This window comes from Lysinibacillus sp. NPDC058147, from assembly GCF_042884205.1.
Classification (GTDB): domain Bacteria; phylum Bacillota; class Bacilli; order Bacillales_A; family Planococcaceae; genus Lysinibacillus.
In genome coordinates, this window is record NZ_JBHVUJ010000002.1 from 106,438 (window position 1) to 129,568 (window position 23,131).

Annotated in this window: 22 protein-coding genes and 3 pseudogenes; 16 read left to right on the plus strand and 9 right to left on the minus strand. The window is 34.7% G+C overall.

The genetic code is table 11. The features are described from left to right. Positions 1-74: 74 nt before the first annotated feature. Positions 75-467 (plus strand): RidA family protein, encoded by a 393-nt coding sequence (locus ACFVT8_RS05875; protein ID WP_387082672.1) that lies wholly within the window; start codon positions 75-77, stop codon positions 465-467. A gap of 238 nt (positions 468-705) precedes the next feature. On the opposite strand, the gene ACFVT8_RS05880 is transcribed toward ACFVT8_RS05875, so the two are convergent. Then, entirely contained in the window at positions 706-1,758 is a 1,053-nt protein-coding gene (locus tag ACFVT8_RS05880; protein WP_387082673.1) for a DUF418 domain-containing protein, read from the minus strand. 93 nt (positions 1,759-1,851) lie between these two features. Then, positions 1,852-2,796: a helix-turn-helix transcriptional regulator gene (locus ACFVT8_RS05885; RefSeq protein WP_387082674.1), complete on the minus strand. Its 945-nt coding sequence runs from the start codon at positions 2,794-2,796 to the stop codon at positions 1,852-1,854. Positions 2,797-2,896: 100 nt separating this feature from the next. On the opposite strand from ACFVT8_RS05885, the gene ACFVT8_RS05890 reads away from it, so the two are divergent. Beyond that, positions 2,897-3,427, plus strand: a complete 531-nt coding sequence (locus ACFVT8_RS05890; RefSeq protein ID WP_387082675.1) for a dihydrofolate reductase family protein — start codon at positions 2,897-2,899, stop codon at positions 3,425-3,427. 17 nt (positions 3,428-3,444) lie between these two features. On the opposite strand, the gene ACFVT8_RS05895 is transcribed toward ACFVT8_RS05890, so the two are convergent. Then, positions 3,445-4,467, minus strand: a complete 1,023-nt coding sequence (locus ACFVT8_RS05895) for a serine hydrolase domain-containing protein (protein WP_387082676.1) — start codon at positions 4,465-4,467, stop codon at positions 3,445-3,447. 68 nt (positions 4,468-4,535) lie between these two features. After that, on the minus strand, positions 4,536-5,291 hold the full coding sequence (locus tag ACFVT8_RS05900; protein ID WP_387082677.1) for a class I SAM-dependent methyltransferase: 756 nt from the start codon (positions 5,289-5,291) through the stop codon (positions 4,536-4,538). Positions 5,292-5,553: 262 nt separating this feature from the next. Between ACFVT8_RS05900 and ACFVT8_RS05905 the strand changes: the two genes are divergently transcribed. After that, positions 5,554-6,057, plus strand: a complete 504-nt coding sequence (locus tag ACFVT8_RS05905) for an AAA family ATPase (RefSeq protein WP_387082678.1) — start codon at positions 5,554-5,556, stop codon at positions 6,055-6,057. Between the two features lie 43 nt (positions 6,058-6,100). On the opposite strand, the gene ku is transcribed toward ACFVT8_RS05905, so the two are convergent. Next, positions 6,101-6,919 carry a non-homologous end joining protein Ku gene (ku, locus tag ACFVT8_RS05910; protein ID WP_387082679.1) on the minus strand — a complete coding sequence of 273 codons (819 nt, stop codon included), beginning with the start codon at positions 6,917-6,919 and terminating at the stop codon, positions 6,101-6,103. A 104-nt stretch (positions 6,920-7,023) separates the two neighbouring features. Here ku and ACFVT8_RS05915 point away from each other — a divergent pair, with 104 nt between their 5' ends. Both ACFVT8_RS05915 and ACFVT8_RS05920 read left to right on the plus strand, forming a co-directional pair. Next, positions 7,024-8,847: a DNA ligase D gene (locus tag ACFVT8_RS05915; RefSeq protein ID WP_387082680.1), complete on the plus strand. Its 1,824-nt coding sequence runs from the start codon at positions 7,024-7,026 to the stop codon at positions 8,845-8,847. 241 nt (positions 8,848-9,088) lie between these two features. After that, positions 9,089-9,565, plus strand: a complete 477-nt coding sequence (locus tag ACFVT8_RS05920) for a PH domain-containing protein (RefSeq protein ID WP_387082681.1) — start codon at positions 9,089-9,091, stop codon at positions 9,563-9,565. 155 nt (positions 9,566-9,720) lie between these two features. On the opposite strand, the gene ACFVT8_RS05925 is transcribed toward ACFVT8_RS05920, so the two are convergent. Further along, positions 9,721-10,641, minus strand: a complete 921-nt coding sequence (locus ACFVT8_RS05925) for an MBL fold metallo-hydrolase (RefSeq protein ID WP_387082682.1) — start codon at positions 10,639-10,641, stop codon at positions 9,721-9,723. Between the two features lie 281 nt (positions 10,642-10,922). Between ACFVT8_RS05925 and ACFVT8_RS05930 the strand changes: the two genes are divergently transcribed. Continuing rightward, complete coding sequence (locus ACFVT8_RS05930) at positions 10,923-11,429, plus strand: NUDIX hydrolase (protein ID WP_387082683.1); 507 nt, start codon at positions 10,923-10,925, stop codon at positions 11,427-11,429. Between the two features lie 41 nt (positions 11,430-11,470). Here the strand turns inward: ACFVT8_RS05930 and ACFVT8_RS05935 are convergent, their stop codons facing one another. Further along, positions 11,471-12,427 carry an MBL fold metallo-hydrolase gene (locus ACFVT8_RS05935; RefSeq protein ID WP_387082684.1) on the minus strand — a complete coding sequence of 319 codons (957 nt, stop codon included), beginning with the start codon at positions 12,425-12,427 and terminating at the stop codon, positions 11,471-11,473. 138 nt (positions 12,428-12,565) lie between these two features. On the opposite strand from ACFVT8_RS05935, the gene ACFVT8_RS05940 reads away from it, so the two are divergent. The 3 genes and pseudogenes from ACFVT8_RS05940 (at position 12,566) to ACFVT8_RS05950 (ending at position 15,269) form a co-directional block, all read left to right on the plus strand. Further along, positions 12,566-14,053 (plus strand): methyl-accepting chemotaxis protein, encoded by a 1,488-nt coding sequence (locus ACFVT8_RS05940; protein WP_387082685.1) that lies wholly within the window; start codon positions 12,566-12,568, stop codon positions 14,051-14,053. A 356-nt stretch (positions 14,054-14,409) separates the two neighbouring features. Then, a complete protein-coding gene (locus tag ACFVT8_RS05945; protein WP_387082686.1) occupies positions 14,410-14,622 on the plus strand; it encodes a DUF6199 family natural product biosynthesis protein in 213 nt (70 codons plus the stop codon). Positions 14,623-14,808: 186 nt separating this feature from the next. After that, positions 14,809-15,269 (plus strand): annotated as a pseudogene (locus tag ACFVT8_RS05950) (VOC family protein). A gap of 115 nt (positions 15,270-15,384) precedes the next feature. Here the strand turns inward: ACFVT8_RS05950 and ACFVT8_RS05955 are convergent. After that, positions 15,385-16,641 (minus strand): nucleoside permease, encoded by a 1,257-nt coding sequence (locus ACFVT8_RS05955; RefSeq protein ID WP_387082687.1) that lies wholly within the window; start codon positions 16,639-16,641, stop codon positions 15,385-15,387. Positions 16,642-17,243: 602 nt separating this feature from the next. Between ACFVT8_RS05955 and ACFVT8_RS05960 the strand changes: the two genes are divergently transcribed. Beyond that, positions 17,244-17,459: a hypothetical protein gene (locus ACFVT8_RS05960; protein ID WP_387082688.1), complete on the plus strand. Its 216-nt coding sequence runs from the start codon at positions 17,244-17,246 to the stop codon at positions 17,457-17,459. Between the two features lie 201 nt (positions 17,460-17,660). Here the strand turns inward: ACFVT8_RS05960 and ACFVT8_RS05965 are convergent, their stop codons facing one another. Beyond that, positions 17,661-18,521 (minus strand): alpha/beta fold hydrolase, encoded by an 861-nt coding sequence (locus ACFVT8_RS05965; protein ID WP_387082689.1) that lies wholly within the window; start codon positions 18,519-18,521, stop codon positions 17,661-17,663. Between the two features lie 513 nt (positions 18,522-19,034). On the opposite strand from ACFVT8_RS05965, the pseudogene ACFVT8_RS05970 reads away from it, so the two are divergent. The 6 genes and pseudogenes from ACFVT8_RS05970 to ACFVT8_RS05995 all read left to right on the plus strand — a co-directional run. Further along, positions 19,035-19,387: pseudogene (locus ACFVT8_RS05970) on the plus strand (ArsR/SmtB family transcription factor). 16 nt (positions 19,388-19,403) lie between these two features. Next, entirely contained in the window at positions 19,404-20,636 is a 1,233-nt protein-coding gene (locus tag ACFVT8_RS05975) for an NADH:flavin oxidoreductase/NADH oxidase family protein (protein ID WP_387082690.1), read from the plus strand. Between the two features lie 224 nt (positions 20,637-20,860). Then, positions 20,861-21,205: an ArsR/SmtB family transcription factor gene (locus tag ACFVT8_RS05980; protein WP_387082691.1), complete on the plus strand. Its 345-nt coding sequence runs from the start codon at positions 20,861-20,863 to the stop codon at positions 21,203-21,205. A gap of 29 nt (positions 21,206-21,234) precedes the next feature. After that, complete coding sequence (locus ACFVT8_RS05985; RefSeq protein ID WP_387082692.1) at positions 21,235-21,747, plus strand: SRPBCC domain-containing protein; 513 nt, start codon at positions 21,235-21,237, stop codon at positions 21,745-21,747. A 39-nt stretch (positions 21,748-21,786) separates the two neighbouring features. After that, on the plus strand, positions 21,787-22,167 hold the full coding sequence (locus ACFVT8_RS05990) for a VOC family protein (protein ID WP_387082693.1): 381 nt from the start codon (positions 21,787-21,789) through the stop codon (positions 22,165-22,167). A gap of 483 nt (positions 22,168-22,650) precedes the next feature. Continuing rightward, positions 22,651-23,131, plus strand: a pseudogene (locus ACFVT8_RS05995) (hypothetical protein); the annotation flags it as partial.

Here is a 23,131-nt window from a genome sequence, read left to right on the forward strand (position 1 = left end):
TTCTAAAATTAAGTTTATAGGGACGAGTCTGTCCTTTTTTAGAAAAATAAATAAAAACCTAGAGGAGATTAACCATGAATAATAAAATAACACGTAAAAATCCAATCCAAGTACCTAGTCCTGTTGGCAATTACAGCCATCTTACAATAATTCCTAAGGATGCAACAATATACGCATTATCTGGACAAATTGGAGTTGGGGTAAACGGTGAATTGCCATCATTACTAACAGAGCAGGTTAAGAATACATTAAAAAATATTCAATTAATATTGGAGGCAGAGGGACTTAACGCAGACAATGTGGTGAAAGCCAATATTTGGGCAACTGAAGAAATAGATTGGGATGACTTCTATCAACAGTGGGAAACGATGTTTGGAAATCCTTATCCTTCTATGACGATAGCTTATATTACTGCTTTAGGACTCCCTGATATTAAATTGGAAATAGATATTTGGGCAGCTAAATAACTGAGTAACCGACAAAATCTTAAATGATCTTGTCGGTTTTTTTATAAAGCAAATTTTAGGCTATATGAAAAAAATGGTCACTTTTCCTAAGCGGAAAGTGACCAAAAAATAAAGATTTAATGATGGGGGTGTGTTTCTTGCTCAAGGTATGAACAAGCTGGAAGCGAATTGAGTACACTACTATTTTATGATGGAAAAAAGCTTTTTGCTAGGTATTCGCCATTTTTAAGTTTTTTGATTAGGAGCGTTCCTTAGTATTAGGAGAAGCTTTAAGCAATGAAGGTACTGTCCAATACGTACCCATGCGCCACAACCATTCTAATGGACCGAATTTAAAGAATTTCATCCAAACCTTACTAAATAATAATTGGAAAATGTAAATGCCTATGCAAATCCAAAGAGATTGGATGAAACGAATATTTTCAAAAAGGTGAAAGGCATTGCCTATTAGTAAGATTAGTGCTGTTTGCCCTAAATAATTTGTTAATGCCATTCGGCCATAGTTTTTTAATGGTGAAAGCAAACTCTGGTATACAGGGCGTTGCAATAAAAGTATTAATAATCCTACATAAAATCCAGATACAAATGGGCTAAATTGAAGCCCTATTAATGAAAATTTTTCAATGTTTGTAACATGTTCTGTAAATTCATCTTTTGTCATATTGTTAACGTTCGCCATTGCCTCTGGGACATAATGCCATTGATACAGCAAGCCCCCTATACTAATAATGAACATTATAGCTGTAAAGATAAATATGCTTTTACGGTTGTCATTGATCTTCTCAAAAAATCGATACTGCCCAGCAGCTAATCCCAGTAAAATAAGTGGAAATGGCATAGCAATTTTGATGCCATAATAAGCAGTTACTGCTAATAGTATAAGTCCTATAGTTACGTTTATTTCCTTGCGAACTTTATAAAATGGTAACGCAATTAGCCCAAATATTGCATAGATAGTTAAAGCTTCTCCAGGTTGAAAATAAAAATGTACAAGCCCGATTAACAATAATATAATGATTCTTCTAATAAATAATAGATAGGCGTTCCCATTTTTAGCCATTGCACGTGAAATAAAAATATAAAAGCCTACACCAAATAAAAATGAAAAAATCGAGAAAAACTTACCTTCCACAAATAATATTAAAAATCTATGATAGGTAATATCTATAGATGTGTCCGGTGTATTAATCCATAATAATGCCGGAATATTTACTAAAATAATTCCTAATAAAGCAAATCCTCTTAAATAATCTAGTGTATCAATTCGTTTGTTTAATTCAATTGGTTGCATTTTTTCTCCTCCTTACTCACAAAGTATAAGGAATTTCCCCATAAAGTAGTAACGATGAATGTTACGCCAATCTTACAAAATCGTCATATATTATTAATCATATTCTGGATATAAAGATAAGATGTCTTTTGCCTGATGTCGTAAAATATTGATTAATTCTTCTGGTTCTTCAATTTGAGCATGCCTGCCAAGTCGATAGAAGAGGGGGCTAATAAAATTAAGCTCACCTTTGTCTATTATAGAATCAATATAACCTGTGCCATCTTCGTTTATAACGACAAAATCTTCGAGGTTAGGATCGCTTTTGCATTGGCGTACTCCTTCTCTTGACAATAGAACATGTAAACGAATAGGTTCTTTATTTTCATATGTGCTGCCAAACCACTCCTCCAAATTCATAAATTCCTCTTTGTTTTCTTCGCTATCTACGATTGAAAGAATACGATCTACACGAAACAATAATATTTTTTGTTTAGTGAAATCAAACGCTGGCATATACCACAACCCATCATGTGCATAAACACCAATAGGATGAATATGTTTCTTTGTTGTACCTGATTTGGATTCATATTGAATATGTAGATTTTTGTTTTCAATGGCTGCCTCTAAAATGGCATTCAATAAAGGTGTTTCAATCGCTCTTTTAGGATTCCAAAACGCAATGTAGGATTGAAGTTTATCCACTTTTCGCTTCGCCTCCTCCTGAAGCGAGCTATAAAGCTTATGAGAAGCGGATTTACTTTCCGTATTAAACGGTAAATCTCGATAATAATGCAGTGATTGAAACGCAAAGAAAATCGAAACCGCTTCATCTTCTGTAAATAAAATAGGAGGAAGAAGTCTGCTCGATAGAACAGTATAGCCACCGTTTCGCCCTTGTTCTGCGTAAATTGGCAAGCCCATATCACTTAAATCTAAAACATATCGATGAACCGTTCGAATCGATATATTGAATTCATCAGCAACTTCCTGTGCAGTAAATTTCTTTTTTGCACTAACAAACAGAAGGATGTCTAATAAACGTTTCGCTTTTGTCATTTTTTCACCTTTTCTTTTAATCGTGACAGTAGTTGTCATGTTTTATGTATATTATAAATATTGTTCATGAGTTTTACAAAAGAGAAAAGGAGATGACGTTATGTCACGAGAAATAATTTTATATATTGCGACTAGTTTGGATGGATTTATTGCGAAAGAGAATGATGATTTACAATGGCTAGAAGAAACAGAGGGGGAAGGGGATGCTGGATATTCAGATATGTATCATTCCATTGATACTGTTATTATGGGAAAAAGAACGTATGATTGGGTTGTAGACCATATTGAGTCTTTTCCATATCCCGATAAGAAATGTTATGTATTTACAACGTCACTAAGTGGACAAAACGAACATGTTGAGTTTGTAAATGAAGATATTGTAGCATTTACTAAAAAGTTAAGGGAACAGGAAGGCTCTAAAATTTGGATGGTTGGCGGAGCAGGAATTCTCGATGCATTCATGAAGGAAGAGTTAATAGATGAAATAATTATAACGGTTACGCCGCATCTTTTAGGCTCTGGAATTCCACTGTTTAAGGATCAAAACCCATATCAAGATATGAAGTTAGTCAATACACAACGCTATGGGCAAATGGTGCAAATGCATTATAAGGTGATGAAAGAGGCTTGATGCCTCTTTTTCTGCTATTAGTAAATTGAATGATAGATTTCACCCATGATTCCCTTCATTTGATGCATACCTGTATCAGTATTAGTCATCATAATAATCCCTTTTTCGAGGTATGGATTGGCTACTAGCATACATTGAAACCCAACACCCCAGCCAAGAGAGGAAAACTCAAGGTTGTCGTCCGTGCCATCTAAAAATATGCCAAGACCTGTCCATTCTTTACATCCCTGTGGGTGGAATAGTTCTTTTACTTGTTTGGACGTAATGCCAATTTTACTTTGGCTTTTGACAGCATTCATAATATCTAGTAATAATTTTGCTAAATCGCTAGGAGTAGTCCATATACCACAAGCTGCAAGATAAGGGTAAATAGAATATTTCTCTGGAATTAAAGCTCCATATTGATCATGGCCACATGCAAAGTTATCCATATTCGATGTTGAAAGAGCGGTAGAAAATGTACTGTTTGTCATGCTTAATGGCTTAAAAATAAATGTGTCCATGAGATGAGAAAAAGGTTTTTGTGTTATATCTTCTAATAATAATTGAATAAGGCAAAAACCTGCATCAGAATAGTGAAATTCACTTTCAGGTTCAACAGTCACTTCAATAGAAGTAGGGCAATAAATTGTTTTTCCATTCAATATTTCGATCATGGTTGGCATTTCCTTGAATGATTCTACGGGCATAAAACTGCCTTCAGGGTCCACAATCCCAGATTGATGACATAGTAAGTTGCGTAATGTAACCTTTTTATGCTTTGTAAATGGATTGTCAGGAACCTTCCACGAAACTAGTTTTTCATTGACATCTTCATCTAAATCTACGATCCCTTGTTCCACCAATTTCAACACTAAAACGCTTGTTAGAAACTTACTGATCGAACAAGCGTTGAAAATGGAATGCTCATTAATTTTCTTATTAGTACCTGTTTCTAGAACACCAAAATGATCAGTCTTACTGATTTTTCCCTTTTCAAAAGCTACAAGACTTAAACCTGTTATATGGTAATGCTCCATGCGTTCACGAATGTTTATCATCTGCTTAGCTCCTAACATTTTTTCTTAATTATAACAGAATAGAGAACTAACGTTTGTATTTTGCGATTTTATTTTAATAACCGTGCATGGACGATCATAGCTGGACTATCTTTTGTAAAGTCACTTTTTTTCCATGAACCATAAATGTGTAACAGTTCGAATCCATTTTGTTCTAATAGCCTCTTCATTTCCATTGGATATGTATAGCGAAGTCGAATTGAATCTTCAAAAATAGAGTGTTCTAGCTTATTTATAGAACGGCAAGTTAAGATTTGTGTAATAGGGTCGTATTCTTCACGATGCTGAATGGTTAGTTTTTCACCTTTGCTGTTAACTGAACTTTCTTCGTATTCATCCACGATAGACAGTTCACTGAGAAGAGCATTTCTCGTATTAAATACAAATTCTCCACCTGGATGTAAGTGCCTTTTGACGGATTGAAATAAAGCATTTTGGCTTTCGTTACTAAGAAAATGTTGAAATGCATTTCCTGTCATATAGACAAAATTTGATGTGATTGGTAATTGAAGTTGCGTGCAATCTTGCACAGTAAAATGCACGTGTACATTCTGTTTTTTCGCTTTTTCAATTGCCAATTGAAGCATGCCTTCATGGATATCTACTGCATAAACTTCAAATCCTTGCTTGGCGAGCGGAATAGCTAATCGACCTGTGCCACAGGCTAATTCGATTATCGTACCACTATTCTTTTTGAGGAGATTTTCTATAAAATGCAAATCTACATTATAATTTTCATGAATTACATCATATTCAATAGGGTTATTATATTTCTCTAAATTTCCATTAAACTCATTTTGATACATACAATTTGCTCCTTTATCTTTATCTTTATCTTTATCTTAGAGGTATTGTATAATAAATCCAATATTCTCACAAATCAGGCTTGAGTTATAAATATGGGGTTAATTTCCGTTCCACCTGAGCGCGTCCGATGAGCAATCCCCTATAAGTCGCCCAGCCACACTCCAATCAACTTATAAAATATCTCTTTTTAACAAATTGCCATCCCTAACTTTTGGTGATGAGCCACAAAATTAACAAACTATAAAAGAAAGGAGGGTTCGTTTGAACAAAAAATTTCCGCGCAAAATACATATCATTGGTTCTGTTGGGAGTGGAAAAACTACTTTAGCGAAAGAATTATCCGCAACATTAAATATTGCATATTATGAATTAGATAATGTTGTTTGGAAAAGACAAACTTCTGGTGACATTAGAAGAACCGAACAACAAAAAGTCGATTATTTGAATAATATTATTCTTACGAAAGCGTGGATTATCGAGGGTGTTCATAATGAGGACTGGGTAGCACAAAGTTTTTCGAATGCCGATTTAATTATTTTTTTAGACACAAATTATTTCATACGAATCTATCGAATAATAAAAAGATTTATATTACAAAAACTAGGTTTAGAAAAGTCCAATTACAAACCGACCTTTTCAATATTTATAAAAATGTTTAAATGGAATCGCTATTTTGAGGAGATTGGCAAACCTAATTTTTATCAGAAATATGGAATGTATAGTGACAAGTTATTGGTTATAAAAAATAAAAGAGAATTATTTTAAAAAGCGTATCCAAATCAATGGATACGCTTCTTACTTTTATTTTTTAAGCATTCTTCTTCGTTTTCGTTGCTCGTTTTCTCGTTGCTGGCTTTTTCGTTTTTTCTAAGGAAGCTTGAAGTGCTGTCATTAAGTCCGTAACATTATCAGGTACTGGACGTTTATCGCTAGTCGAGATTGTATTTGTAGCTTTTTTCTCCTCTATAAGCTCCATTAAAGCATTGCGATAGTCGTCTGTATATTTTTCAGGATTAAATTCTGTTGTTAATTGATCGACTAGCATTAGGGCGGTTTCTAACTCTTTTGGAACAATGTTTTGTTCGCTTGGAATACTTGGAACATCAGCAACACTTCTTACTTCATCAGGGTAATGAATTGTTTCCATTACTAATGCATTTTGATAAACACGGACAATTGCTAATTGCTCTTTTGAACGGATAATAATTTTGGCCACACCTATTTTTCCGGACTGTTCCAACGTTTGACGTAAGAGGGCATATGCCTTTCCGCCAGTCGAATCAGGGGATAAAAAATAAGTACGTTCAAAATAAATAGGGTCGATTTCAGTTAATTTTACAAAATCAATAATTTCAACGGCCTTATCTTCATTTTCCTTACGTAAGTTCTCTAATTCTTCAGGATCTAATACGACAAACTTATTTTTGGCATATTCATAAGCCTTCACAATGTCTTCTTCTTTTACTTCTTGGTTACAGCCTTCACAAACTTTTTTATAACTAATAGGTGTATGACATTCTTTATGGAGCTGTCGTAATTTAATGTCTTTATTTTCTGTTGCGGCATGAAGTTTTACCGGTATATTGACAAGACCAAATGAGATACTGCCTTTCCAAACTGTATGCATTTGTATCACCTCGTTTTTCTTACTATGATATATTTTGCTTATTTTTATGTATCTTAAAGTGAAATCTTCAAAAACTTAAGGTAAAAAGTAAAGTAGGTATTTTAATGAAACCAATGCTATTAACTGAAGTGCTCGAAACGCCTATAGGTGAGGAGTGGATGTACGAAACAAAATATGATGGATTTAGATGTATGTTAGTTTGGGACGAACAGCCATTGTTAATAAGCAGAAATGGCAATAACTTAACTCACCTGTTTCCAGAGATACTCGATTTTTGTATGAGTATATTTACTAAAATCAAAAAATTTTTACCATTAACATTGGATGGTGAATTAGTTTGTTTAACGAATAACTTTAAAAGCGATTTTTCACTTGTCCAAAAAAGAGGGCGGATGCAAAACAAAGAAGTTATTGCTTCTCATGCAAAAGATTTCCCTTGTCATTATATTGCGTTTGACTTACTGAGCTATAAAGGGGAGTCGCTTACAAATAAATATTTAAAAACACGCAAACAGCAACTTTCTAAGCTTTTTACGACTTTAAAACTCCCAGCGACAGTCAATTATGAGGATCAATGTCCTTTGCAAGTGATTAACAGTGTGGACCGTAGTGAGCCCCTTTGGCAGGCTATTAAGGTTTACAATGGAGAGGGAATGATTGCAAAGAAGAAAACAAGTAAATGGATAGGAGATACACGCTCGACACATTGGTTAAAAATAAAGAATTGGAGATATGTAACGGTCATAGTGACGAAATATGATCATGGAAATGGTTATTTTCATGGCAGTATTTATCAACAGGGGGATCTAGTAGAAGTAGTTATTTTTAAACATGGAATGTCAGAGGAAGAGAGGAAAACACTCATTGCTTTTTTTCAAACAAATGGGCAGAGAAATAATGAAACATGGGAGCTGGAGCCATCCATTTGTCTTGATATCGCCTGTATTGATTTTGATGGAAGCAAATGTCGAGAACCACGATTTCATGCATTTCGACTGGAGATGTTACCAGTGGATTGTCATTGGCAGCATATGCAGCGTCAACTTTTTCCTATTCCAGATACAGTTCAGGTTACGCATCCCGATAAGCCTGTTTGGCCAGAAATTGATATTACGAAGGATGGTTATTTGCACTATTTGCAAATGATCTCTCCGTATTTATTACCTTTTCTTCAAAATCGCCCACTTACATTAATTCGTTTTCCGCATGGAGTCCCGGGTGAAAGCTTTTATCAAAAAAGTAGCCCAGAGAAAATACCTGAATTTGTTTCAACTGGATGGATGGACGATATTCATTATCTTGTATGTAACAATCTTGAAGCATTATTGTGGTTAGGCAATCAGCTTGCACTAGAGCTACATATTCCATTCCAAACATTGCAAACAGAGTTTCCGACTGAGATTGTCTTCGATTTAGATCCACCTTCTGTTGAGCAATTTTCACTTGCTGTTACTGGAGCACTGGATTTAAAGGAAATAATCGATTATTTTAAGCTACAATCTTTTGTTAAAACGTCGGGAGGTAAGGGAATACAGCTTTATATACCGCTACCTGAAAATGCCTTTACTTATGAAGAGGTACGAGTATTTACTGAATTTGTCTGTCGATTTTTATGTGAGCAAAAACCAGAATTGTATACGATCGAGCGTTTAAAGAAGAATAGACATCAAAAATTATATTTAGATTATGTGCAGCATGCAGAAGGGAAGACAATTATTGCTCCATATTCAACTCGTGGTAATGAAAAGGGCTTAGTGGCAACGCCATTACATTGGGAAGAGGTAAATGAACATTTAACACCAGATCTCTTTACTATTCCTGCTGTACTGGAGCGAATGAAAAAAGTAAGCAACCCATTTAAAGATTTCCGTCAAGTAGGGGAGAGCCAGGATTTTCAATCAGCATTAGAGCGTTTAAATGAGCAATGATGTTCTTACTAAGTTTGAATAGGCTGATAAGAGCAAAATTTCGATAAAAGCAAAAAACGTCGGCTTTAGTGCCGGTGCTTTTTAACAAACTTATTATTTCTTTTTTGTAATCTATGAATTGTTTTTAGTTTTGTTTGAAAAATCAAAAATTAATGTTAAATTACTTTTAAGGTGACTTGATCTATTTATTATTTATTATTTATTATTTATTATTTCTGTTCGTTAAATTGGTGATTATTTAGTGAAAATTAATAAGAAAGGTGGGATAACTCTTATGGTTCATCATGCAAAAACAGATATTATTTTAATAATAACTATGTTTTTATTGGTTTGGATCTTTGGGGCTATATCACTGTTTTTGTTTATCACATCTTTATCAACAGTTATTATTATGTCAATGGCCTTTATTGTTTCAGTAGTTTTTGTATGGTGGTACGCAAATTCTATTAAGTTTGTTTTCTATGAAAATTATCTTTTAGTTAAAGGTGGGCCATTCAAAAGTAAGATTCCTTATCAAAGTATAACAATGGTTTCTCCAACGACAGAGAAGTATACTGGTTATCTAATTTCATCATCTGATAAGGGTCTGGAAATATTTTATAAAACAGCAGCTAACGGTAGTATGAAAATTTTACCAGAAGATAAAATGAAGTTTATTTTAGAGTTAAAAAAACGCTGTCCTAATGCACAAATTCCTCAGAATCAACAATTCGAGTAATTAGTTAAATTTGTATTATCGGTAATCGCTTACCTTTTATTCTGATTAAAAGGGATGGAGTAGGATTTTCAATTTGTCTTGGATCATTTAAATGGAGGAAAGAGAGGGTCAAATTACTAAGCCCTCTCTTTAATTTATATCTAACAGCTTAAATTTTAAGGATTTGCCAGTTCCCTTAATCGTTTTATATTTTGCTGATAAATCTCCGGTGAACTCCAATCTTTAAAGATTACAGGTATTTCTGGAACCTCGTTTTGGTTGCTCTTTTCTGCAATGGAAGTTAATTCTGAAATGTAATTTAAAATTATTGAGATATCTTCTTTTGTACCTGTTGGACCGTGCCCCGGTACTGCCACGTCAATTTCTAGTCTTTCAACTGTTTTTAAAATATTACTCCAGGTCACAAGGTCAGACTCTTCAAAAAACGTTGGGTGACAATTCACAAATAGTAAATCACCCATAAATATTACTTTCTCATCAGGAATATAAAGCATTGCATCACAAAATGAATGGCCTCCTCCTAACGTAAAAAGCTTTGCACAGCGCTTCGTTCCTTGAAAGGTTATGTCATTATTAAATGTTTGGTTCGGTAATACTAATTCTAAAGTTGGTAATGATTCCTTTAATTCAATTAGAGAATTTATTTGGTATTGTAATGTGGGATCGTTGGCTTGCTGTAGCTGTTCTTTTAAGGATTGAATATAGTTTTTTAAGCCTTGAATATCATTTTTCTGCTTACTAAATCTTGAGGGATGAACGTCTCTTATTTTTGAGTATGTAATTTGACTGGAGATAATAATAGTATCTTTAAATGTTTGGTTGCCTCGAATATGGTCGCCATGCCAATGACTGTTAATAACCCATGTAACAGCTCGGTTTGTTATTTTTTCTGCAATGAGTTTTAAGTCTTCAGATGCTTGTTGTGTGTTAAATGTATCAAAAACGATAACTTTATCGCCTAAATCGACAAAACCTGCATTTGCTACAGCCCCGCCACCTTCTTTAGCTATTGCTGCAAATATACCTTTACCAACTTGTTCTAGCTGGAAGTGTTTACTACAAAATTCATTGTTCAATTAACTCACCCCTTATTTATTTTTTCCTTTATTTTCTATATTCTATAATGATTAAAACAATACCTTTAAGATTTAAAAGTTGCTACATCTGTATATGTATCCGTCTAATAATGGTATTTTTATATGGTAAAATATGATAAAGTTTCACGGGTTTAGCCAAATGTTTATCATGGGAGGGCAGCATGCTCTAGCTTTCAATCTTTAAAGTTCTGGGCAAGCGAACCAAGAATAAACGCAAATGTAGTCCAGTGCAATATCGAGTTGAAAGGTAGGAGATTTAGATGGATATACAAAAGCAAGACATCACATTCCCAACTAAAGATGGTGTATTCAATATGAGGGTGGGCGCAATCATTATCCGAGATGGTAAAGTGCTGATGGTTAAAAATAATCGTGACTCTTACTACTACTCCGTTGGGGGAAGAGTGAAATTACAGGAAACGTTAGAAGAAGCCATCATCCGGGAATGCTTTGAAGAAACCAAAGTGCATTTTGAAGTTGATCGTTTAGTGTTTATTCATGAAAACTTTTTCCCAGTTCAAAGTGGTCCATTTGGAGAAACGCATTTTCATGAAATATCATTCTTCTATTTAATGAAATCAAATGAAGTAGAAGTAAAAGTAAAGTGTGAAAGCTACACCAGTGATGGTATTGAAGAAAGGTTAGAATGGTTACCTCTTTCGAATCTTCAGGATACCTTTCTATTCCCAGAGTTTTTTAAATCAGAACTCACTTGCTTGCCTGATGAAATTAAACATATCGCAACAGTTGAAGAAAAAAGAACATAAAAGAAAACAGAGAGGATTGCTCCTCTCCAGTTAAGTCTGATTCAATTTTGGGAATTCTTTTTCTCTAAGTAATCCAGAATCCCCATAGACGAAACAATGGTATCGAATGGGATTGTTTGATAAACCGGATGATTTTCTGAGATATCATTTTCCTGTAAATAGTTGTACAAAAGATCCTTTAAGCGACTATCTAAAAATTGTACTTGTTCTTTAAAATCGCTAGATACAGTTAACGCCTTTTTCCCTTCAGCTAGAAATAGTGGTGTCCAGTAGCGCACTTGTCTGTATGCCTCAGCAGGATTTTTATAAGCACCGAAATGACCGAAATACAATTCTGTAGCATTTAACTTTTCGTAAAGCCGAATAGATTGCTCCATAGTATCTGGGTCATACTGATTCGGTGAAGTGGAGGGAATAATTAAATCAATTGATTCGCTCTCCATTTCTGGATAACGTACACCGGTTGTATCTCCAACAAACAATCCATTCGTAGCAGAATAAAGCATCGAAACATGATGCTTGGCATGACCTTCTGTATGATAAAATGTTAGCTGATGTTGACCTAAAGACAGTACTTCCTCATGTCCAATTTCTATAATGCGTTCTGCATCGATAGGTAAAATCGGATCAAATAGACGATCAAACTCTGCCCCGTAAACACTCTTTGCACTTGCGATTAGACGACTAGGATCAACCATATGGGATACACCCCGTGGATGTACAACGAATTTAGCGTTTGGACAGCTTTGTAAAAATAAGCCTGCACCTCCAGCGTGGTCTAAATGGATATGCGTAACAATTACATATTGAATATCCTCTAGATCAATATGTAACTCATCTAAACCTTCTACTATATACGGCATAGAAGGACTAGCAGAAGTCTCGATTAATGTAATTTTTTCATCGATAATCAAATAAGAGCTTGTACGCTGTTCCCGATCTAAATCGTGTGTATCAATACAATAAAAATTTGGTGCAAGTTGTTGGACTCTCCCCATGAAAATAATCCCCCTTTGTTCTAATGAGTGTAAAATATTCTCTAATATGCAATTTTTATCTACAAAAAGTAGTAGTTATACTTTATAATAATAGAAAAATATACTGAATGTCCATTCATTTTTTAGGGGGATCTATTAATGGAGAAAAAAATTCGCTACGATACACGAAAAGTCCATCGTGTTAATTTAGCTATCATTTCAATTTTGGCAGTGCTTATTTGTGGACCGATGATACTTTCAAAGGGCATTATGTTCTTATTCGTTGGTCTTGCTGTAATTGCATTAGCAGTTTGTAATTATTTTTTACCTATTAATACATACGTTAAAGGCTTTATTTTTGGAATGATTCCTTCGAGTGTTGTCTTTACGTTATTTTTAGTCGATAGCTTTTCTTTAACTAAACATTATATTTTAATTTGTTCGGTGGCCATTATCGCTCTCTATTTTAAGAAAGAATTACTAGCATTTTTTGGCGTGTTAACAAACATCTTTTTCCTGACTCTTTATATCGCTAAGTCTGAATCATTATTAGGGCCATCTAATGACATGATTGTTTTCATTACGCTTCTTGCGATTATGAATGGCGTTATTATTGCATTATATTTAATCGCAAAATGGGGCAATGAACTAATTGAGCATACTGCCATTCAGCAAAATGAAGTGAAGGCGTCATTACATCAGCTAGAGAATACGTTTCAGGAAATTGAAAAAAGTAGCCAAGCATTGGATGAGCATGTTACACAATTCCAACAAAATATGCAAAGTATAACTGGAACTAGTAAACAAATTCTTTCAGCTACTGAAGATATTTCCGCAAGTATTCAGCAAGAGTCATCTAGTCTACAAATGATTCATGGCACGATGAAGGAATCTGTGTATTTTGTTACCGAAACATTTGCTATTTCTGAGGATACTGTTTCTAAATCTACTGATTTGCAGCAGGAGATTTTAGTAGGATGGGAGAAAATGCAGGATGCGATGGTGCAGATGGGCGTGATGAATCAAGCGATGAGTTCTACAGCCGAAACTGTGAATGAGCTACAGACTAGCTTGAAAACTGTAGATAGCTTATTAAAGGGCATACAGCATATTGCCGAACAGACGAACCTACTTGCTCTTAATGCGGCAATAGAAGCGGCGAGAGCGGGGGAACATGGTAAAGGATTCGCCATAGTTGCAGATGAAGTGCGGAAATTAGCAGAAGAAAGTGCGGCTATTACGGTAAGCATTACGAATGTAACGAAAACTTTGTTCGAAAAATCAACAGAAGCTCATCAACGCTCTGATGACGGTGAAAAAGCATTACAACAAGGGGAAATGCTTTTACAAGATGTGAGCAACTTCTTCACTGTTTTGAAAGATACATTTACGAAGGCAAATACTGATTTAACTAGAGGGATGAATGAATTAAGTAGCGCCATTACCCAGTTTGGAACCATCCAAGTACAGATTGAAAAACTGAATGCCATGACTGAACAAAATGCAACTTCCACAGGAGAGATTGTGCGCTCAGTGGAGGATGAAAATAAAATGCTAGAAATGATGATGAACACAACAAGTCGTATTCAAGAATTAAGCAATACACTAAAGTTACTTGTTATGAAAAACGAAACGGAATCATTCTAATAAATGAGATGCCTACAGTCAATGTACTAGATTGTAGGCCATTTTTAATCAAACTTACGCGCACTATAGTGAGTCATTCGTTTTTTCAGGACAATACTCAGATTGTTCAAAATCATTCATATTAGAATACACTTTAATCAATTTTGCTTTAGTAGAGAGGATTTCATATTTTATAGGAGACTTTTGCCGCTAGTTAAACCCGGATAAATCTTTGAATAGCTACGGAAAAATTATCTATGATTGAAAAGCTGTATACATGATGAAAAAATCAAAATGTAAACGGTTCTTTGTAAAAAACAACAAAAGTATGAAACAAATAGCGATATTAATCGTAGAACTAAAAAGGGGATGAAAAGGTGTTATTCTTAAGTATCGTTTTATCCATACCTATATACGGCTTATGTATTTGGAGTTTGTATCAGCCAGAGGAAAGCTATTTCTTCTTTGATCGATGGAGATACAAAGAAATTCCTGAGTTATCAGATATTCAAATCAAATTGATTAGAATCGGTAGCGTTTTTACGATGATTGTTTTCACAATCTATCTTATTGTTGTGGCAATCATTTAGTGCTGATACTTAATTTGTTTACACAATTATCTTCCTAGTGAATTGTTCTACCGAAATTGAGCTGGAGCTATAAAGAAATTTGATTTATTTGGAGATCATTAATATTTCAGACCAAAGATTGATGTAAATGGTTTGTGCTTTTATTACACTATTTCATAAATAATGACGAAATAGGAGAATATTGACATGATAAAAGGTTTATATAAAGCACATTTACCAGTTAGTAATTTAGAAAACTCGATTGTATTTTATAAAAAATTAGGGTTAGAACTCGCCTATCAAAAAGGAAAGTTGCTTTCTTTTGGATCGTTAAAGGAGAAAACTGGTTAGGTTTATGGGAAAGTGATAATGTTCATGTAAACTACCATCCATCTATCCGACATTTGGCGTTTAAAATTGAAGAAGATAATCTTGAGCATGTAAAAGAGTGGTTGTCTTCAATTGGTATTGAAGTTCGAACAGAATTTGGCCTTACTTCTGAACATCAACCTTTAGTACTGTCAAATAATCCTCATGCACATGGTGCAATTTATTTCTCAGACCCCGATGGTAATTCATTAGAATTAATTACACCATTGAGACTAGATGATATTGAGAGTTTTAATGAGATGTCTCTTGAAGAGTGGAGAAAACATTATTCCGTTTAACCTTTAAGCGGATTTTGCTTAATTATTTTGGACATCTATTAGTGAATATTTCCATTACAGTAAAAGAGCCTTATACCTTGAAAGGTAAGGCTCTTTTACTATAATTCCTAATAAATCACTGTTTCGTTGTAACATTTTTCATTGCATTACTGTCATGATTATATTTAAAAGTAATTGCAAAAATGAATGCCAAAATAAGAGTATACGCCCCGAAAACCAGCCAAATGTTGTGCCAGTTTCTTACTCCGTCTACTGTGAAATGATCAACTACTTTTCCACTAATGACAGCTCCTAAATAGGCGCCTATGCCATTGACCATTGTACTAAATAATCCTTGAGCGCTACCACGAATTCGATGATCGACTTCTTTTTCCACAAAAATGGCTCCCGAAATATTAAAGAAATCAAAGGCACAACCGTAAACAATCATTGATAACAACAATAAGAAGAATCCTCCACCAATCGGGCTTCCATACCCAAAGAAAACAAAACGTAATGTCCATCCAATCATACTGATCAGTATTACTTTTTTAATGCCATACTTACGTAAGAAAAATGGAATGGTCAGAATAAAGAATACCTCTGAAATTTGTGACACTGATAATAAAATAGCTGGATATTTAACAGCAAAACTATTTTTATAATCAGGGTTCAACGCAAAGTCGTGTAAAAATGGATCTCCAAATGTATTCGTAATTTGAAGCGCAACACCTAATAGCATGGCAAAAATTAAAAACAACGCCATTTTTTTATCTTTAAAAAGAACGAAAGCGTCTAGTCCAAAAAGGCTTACCAGCGACTTGTCCTTAATTGCATTAGAAGTTGGGCAGGCAGGAAGAGAAATCGTGTATAGTGCAAGAAACAATGAAGATCCGCTAGCTATAAGTAGTTGAATATTGCTTAATTCAATTTTGGCAAGACTAATAATCCACATCGCAAGAATAAAACCAATTGTTCCATAGACACGAATAGGTGGGAAGTCCTTTACAACATCATAGCCTTTGTTTTCCAGATAAAAATAAGAAATTGTATTCGATAAAGCAAGTGTTGGCATATAAACGATTGAGTTAAAGAGCATAACCCAAAACATCATGGTAGGATCTGAAATTTGAGCCGCTGTAAATAGGGTAATTGCACCGAGGAAATGCAATATTCCGTATAACACATTTGCTTTTACCCAACGATCTGCAATAATCCCGATTAAACTTGGCATAATAATGGCTGCAAGACCGTTAGAACTGTACACGAATCCAACTTGTGCGCCAGTAAAATTCAAGGTATTAATCATATAAGAACCAAATGTCACAAGCCAAGATCCCCAAATAAAAAACTGTAGAAAAATCATTATTTTAAGACGTAATTTTATATTCATTTTTTCCTCCTATAGAAAGTGATGGAGTTATTTTTACTTTTTGAGTGAAAAATCAATAAAGACGCAATCTTATAATGAGCTAATACTTCTGTTTTAATGAATTTGTAATGTATTTATCGTTCTTTTGAAATATTTTTGTTCTTATTTGAGGATAAAAAGCATCTTCAACCATTAGTCGCTACATTGGACTCTAGAACTGTAAACATAACTAAAGCATTTGCTCCTAACGTCAGATTCATGCGAAATTTTTTGGTTGTTTTCACGGTGAAATTTGGGATTTAACTAAAGGACTTTGGATTCCCACAATTAATTACTTTGAATTTTTTCACTGAATGCAACAATTGTAAAATGTCTCTAAATTAATAAATTTGTAAGGATTGAGTAAGAAAAATGAGAAAATCGATTTGTACTATTATAAATAGAAAGTGACAGGTAAAATTTTGTTGGATTAATTGGAAACGGGGGAGGTAACTCCGTAGGAATAGAAGAGGTGAAGTACAATGGACGAAGTGGTTTATGCAACGCCAGTGTAAAGCACTCAGGGTACATATTTTGGTGAAGAGCGATAGTTAAATTTAGAATCTAAAAAGGGAGAAGTTGACATGCAATTATCAGATATTTTTCCTATAGCCTCATTTGGTACACCATTTTTTATAATTCTATCAATAGTATCTATTGCGATAGGATTATGCCTGATTATGTTTGGACTTGTAAAGCAAAAAAATCATAAAAAGAGTACGCTAGGGACATGTTGTATTGTCTTAGGCTTTTTAATTATTATTTCACATTCAATTCAAATTATTGTGAGAACAATTTGAAATGTTATAACAAAAAACTCAAGTCAAAAATCTTCAGGAAAATGTAGATTTACAACGTTTATGAAATTGCAATATCAAAAAGCCTATCAAAAAGCCCCAATTTCTCATTGTTGAATTTAGAAATTGAGGCTTTTTTGTTACTCCAAAAAAGGCAATTATTTAATGAACATTAGTACTCGTCATTTAAGAGTCCAGTTCATCTTAATGTAAAAAATTAATGATTGAATCGTTTACCTTTTTAGCATCCTCTATAAATAAGCAATGACTTGTATTTGGCAACATTAAAGTTTCTATATGTGGAATGCTGGCTTTTGCTTGCATTAGAGTACGTTTAGGATTGTAGATGACCTCTTTGTCACCCATCAATAATAAGGTTTGAACTTTAATGGTTTGCAGTTTTTCTTTTGGAATCACTTTTGGGATGACGGGCTTTACCTGCCATTTGTAATGCAATACCCCGTAAATGAATTGATCAAAGACTTCGTTATCGATGGTATTTCCTTTTGCGATGAACCAATCACAAAAAAATCGCTGGATGAATCCTTTACGTCTTATGGCGTTTATAACAGCAAGACGAAGGAAAAATTGTTTATGAAACGGGACAAATGAAGCAGCAGGGGCTAAAAGGACCATCTTATTTATCCTGCTTTGTATCGATGTCGTGATATTTAACGAAATATACCCACCAGCCGAATGTCCGATAATATCTGTTTTTTCAATACCAAGATGATCCAGAATTTCAGTCATCCATTTCCCCATGTCCTCAGGATCGCAGATGGAACGAAGAGGTTCGCTTTTGTTTATATCCCCAATTGCATCAACTGCATAAACGCAGCGAATCTTGCTCAATGCATCAATATTCGCATACCAAATGGTTGATCCCATTCCTGCTCCGTGAAGCAAGATAACTGGCGGAAGTTCCTTTTCACCAGTGGCTATGACATGCGTATTTCCGTATGTTGTCGGTATATTCAATATTTCATATGAAACATTCCAACGATTTAAATTATTACTATAGGCTTGCTGAAAAAGTGCCTCGCCTTCTGGTGTTTTAAACGCCATCTTATCCTCTCCATTATATAAGTATTGGAATAGTCTATAAAAGAATATTGGTGTTCCTAAACTCTTGAAAACTTCTACTTTTTCTACACTCTAAACAGATAAGAATAAAGTAGACATTGATTCTATATAGAATAGTTTTTCAAATCATCCCTCTATATTCCATTTTAGGTATTAATATCGGATGTGTATATAAAAATAAGTAGTCAGAAAATAATCCTGTATAAGACCTTATAGAATGAGTATATTTGGTTAGATCAAAGAATGGGTATATACTTGACTATTTTGATGAGGTGGAGGTTTAAATTATGAAGACAATTAGCAAAGTAGTAAGGGAGAGTCGAGCAAATTTGATTAATCAGTAGGACTACATTGCGAGAAAAATATGTGTTAAGAATTTATAAATTACAATGCAAATTTATTGGTCTCGACTTTCTTTCTCATTGAAATTTTCTTAAAAAAATATGATAAGATGCCTTTAGTTTAATCGATTAAACTAAAGAGGAGATACAGCAAATGAAGGAAGTTGAAAAACTTAGTGTATTAGCAGAAGAATTTTTGGCATGCCAGACTATTTTAGTGCCATTGGAGATACAACAAGACAAGCAATCATTTTTGCTCTAATAGGAGTAAGTTGTGAAGATGGAATGCGTGTCGGTGAAATTACTCAAAAAACACATTTATCACGTCCAGCTGTGTCCCATCATTTAAAAGTATTAAAAGAAGCTAAAGTTGTTAATGTAAGACGTGAATCTACAAAGAATTATTATTATATTGACCCACATAATAACAGTTTGAAAATGTTAAAAAATTTACTACAACAAATGGATGATTATATTGCAGAGCATATAGAACCCTCTAAAAGTTAATGAAAGGAACATAAAAATGAAAACCTCAATTTTGAATACATCTATGAATAAGTCTACAAAATTTATCGTAAAAAATCGTTTTTATAAAGCTGCTATGAGTGAGGCGATGGCAACGGTAACTAATAATCCAACGGACAATCTGGTGAATCTTTATTCCCGGTGGGCACAAGGAGGAGCTGGATTATTAGTGACAGGAAATGTAATGGTTGATCGAAGAGCTCTTGGAGAACCTGGTAATGTGGTTATCGAAGACGAACGAGATTTAGAAATCTTAAAAAAATGGGCAAAAGCAGGTACTAAAAATGACACACAGCTCTGGATGCAATTGAATCATCCTGGAAAACAATCGCCCAAAACACTCTCTAAATATCCCGTCGCACCGAGTGCCATTCCTCTTACAGGCGATATTAAAGATTTCTTCAATGAGCCACGTGCACTAACGCCTAATGAAATTTGGGAACTAATTGAACGATTTGGTAACACAGCTCGAATAGCAAGAAAAGCAGGATTTACAGGTGTCCAAATCCACGCGGCGCATGGATATTTAATCAATCAATTTTTATCCCCTCATCACAATAAGCGTCAAGACGAGTGGGGTGGGGATATAAATGGTCGTATGAAATTTTTAATTGAAATATACGAAGAAATACGTAAACAAGTTGGAGACGATTTCCCCGTTGGTTTGAAATTAAATTCTGCAGACTTCCAACGTGGTGGTTTTTCAGAAGAAGAATCAATGATAGTTCTTCAAAAAATGGATTCGCTTGGAGTAGATTTAATTGAAATCTCAGGTGGTAATTATGAAAATCCTAAAATGTTTGATGGAGTACGTGAAAGTACAAAGAAACGCGAAGCATATTTTTTAGAATACGCTCAAAAAGCACGTGAATTGGTAAAAACAACTTTAGTTGTTACAGGAGGTTTCCGTTCTGAAGAAGGAATGACTGAAGCAATCGAAAGTGGTGCAGTGGATATGGTTGGCGTTGGAAAGTTATTTGCATTAAATCCAGACTTTCCTAATCAAATAATAAAAGGTACGTACAAAACTGTAACTATTAAACCGATACGAACACGTATAAATATTTTAGATAAGAAAATAGCTTCTATGTTAGAACTTGTTTGGTATGAACAGCAGTTTAAATTGATGGGAAAAGGTCAAGAACCAAATCCTGATCATAATGTTTGGAAAACAGTTTATCAAATGCTTAAAGAAAATGGTACTGCAGCATTTCAAAAGCGTCGAGCATAAGTTCCTTTGTTTAAGGTTAGTTATTAGAGATATTAGAAAGCCCAGGAAACTTTCTATTACAACTTATTAAAGTGAGAAACAATATTTTGGCTCAAAGGATGAAGTAGTTGAAAGGCTGCTTCTTTATAATATTCCTCTTTGGTTATATTTTGATTAACAGGATCATAAAACCTGTGCTGATGTAGATTTTTTTTACGGCAACATCATTTTACGAGGTGAGAGACATGTCAGGGAAAATTCCAGGAGTAAACATAATGACGTTGAGCGCTTTGTCTGAACCAAATCGTTTGAATATCGTCGAACTCTTGCGCCAGGGTCCTCTAACCGTGGGTGAAATTGCTGACCAACTTGGATTGAGGCAACCCCAAACTTCAAAGCATCTAAAAGTACTTAGCGACAACGGGATTGTGGAAGTGCAGGCAGAAGCAAACCGTCGGATCTACAAGCTCCGGCCCGAGCCATTCCAAGCGCTAGATTCTTGGATACAGTCCTTCCAGAGTGTAATGCAAGAAAGATTCGATAATTTAGATGAATATTTGAAGGAATTGCAAAAAAAAGAAAAATCATAAAACCATTTCATCATCAAGGAGGAATTAAAATGTCAAACAATTCAATGGTATCAAGAGTAGAAAATGAACGCGTACTTATACTAGAGCGCGTTTTCGATGCTCCACGAGATTTATTATTCAAGATGTTTAAAGAGCCAGAGCATCTGAAACGTTGGTGGGGGCCGAGAGGATGGGAAATTCCAGTCTGCACCGTTGATTTCCGTCCAGGAGGTGTTTGGCACTACTGTATGAAGTGTGTCGATGAAAACTTAGGTGACTTTTTTGGTATGGAAGCGTGGGGAAAAGGGGTTTATAAGGAGATAATCGAGCCTGAGAAGATCAGCTATACAGATTATTTTTCGGATGCTGAAGGTAATTCGGATGATTCCATGCCTTCGACCGAGATTACATTGGAATTCGTCGATTTGGGAGGAAAGACTAAGCTGATAAACCGTGCAGAATATGTGTCTGCAGAGGCTCTTAAAACTGTTATGGATATGGGTATGCTACAAGGCATCACAGAAACATGGGACCGTTTGAATGAGCATGTACAGTCGCTATAGTAAGTAAAGTAAGACATTTTAAGGGAGTATAAAAAATAAATGATTAATAAAGTCGGTCAAATCATGTTGTATGTTAATAACCAGGATGAAGCAAAAGAGTTTTGGACAGAAAAAGTAGGATTTAGTGTAATTTCAGAGGAAGATAACGGCCAAGGAATGAAATGGATTGAAATTGCTCCAATTAAAGAAGCGGCGACAAGAATCATTCTCCATAATAAGGAATTGATTGCTAAAATGCAACCTGAAATGAATCTTGGTACACCTTCTTTGATGTTTTTCTCGGAAGATATCGATAAATTATATAATGACCTATTAAACAAAAACGTTATTGTCGGAGAAATTGTCAACATGCCTTCAAGTAGGGTATTTAATTTTGCGGATAACGAAAACAATTACTATGCAGTAATGGAATCAAAATAAATTTTTAATCAATTTATGAGTGCGGTGCTTGAATAAAAGCATCGCATTTTGCATGTTTGATTTTCAATGTAACAAAAGAAACAGCTCAAGTTGTCATTCTTCCGTTATTACTTCATACCTATTTTTTGATAAGTTCCAAAGTAAGAATTAGCATTTTATCGTGATAGATACTGTCCATTCGTGTGTCCATAAAACATTTATAGTAGCCAAGAATGTCGGAAATGAAAAATATTTTTTTAAAATTTCCTAGTTGTTGCAAATTTTTATTCCTCTTAAATATGCCTGTTTGAAATGCTGCATTCCGTAGATATGTTGTTGGTACGATGCAAGAAATCCTCTCCTCCAAAGAAGCTAGAAAACGTAAAACAATATTAATTATTAATAGGATCACTTTATCTATTTTTTTAGGTTGTATAACCTAGTGTTACGTCTATCTCATTATTTCTAATAAAAATATTATGAAATAGGGGAGGAGGTGATCCAATGAAATTTAATAACTTCCAAAGAGGGTTAAACGGAGAAACTGGTGCAACTGGACTGCAAATTATTGAGGGGAGAATAGGGGCAACAGGAGCAACAGGAGCAACAGGAGCAACTGGGTTTCGAGGAACAACAGGGGCGACAGGAGCAACTGGACTTCAAGGAATAACAGGAACAACAGGAGCAACCGGGGTTCAAGGAATAACAGGATCGACAGGAGCAACTGGACTTCAAGGAATAACAGGAACAACAGGAGCAACCGGGGTTCAAGGAATAACAGGAGCAACAGGAGCAACTGGGGTTCAAGGAATAACAGGATCGACAGGAGCAACTGGACTTCAAGGAATAACAGGAACAACAGGAGCAACCGGGGTTCAAGGAATAACAGGATCGACAGGAGCAACTGGATTTCAAGGAATAACAGGAACAACAGGAGCAACCGGGGTTCAAGGAATAACAGGATCGACAGGAGCACCTGGACTTC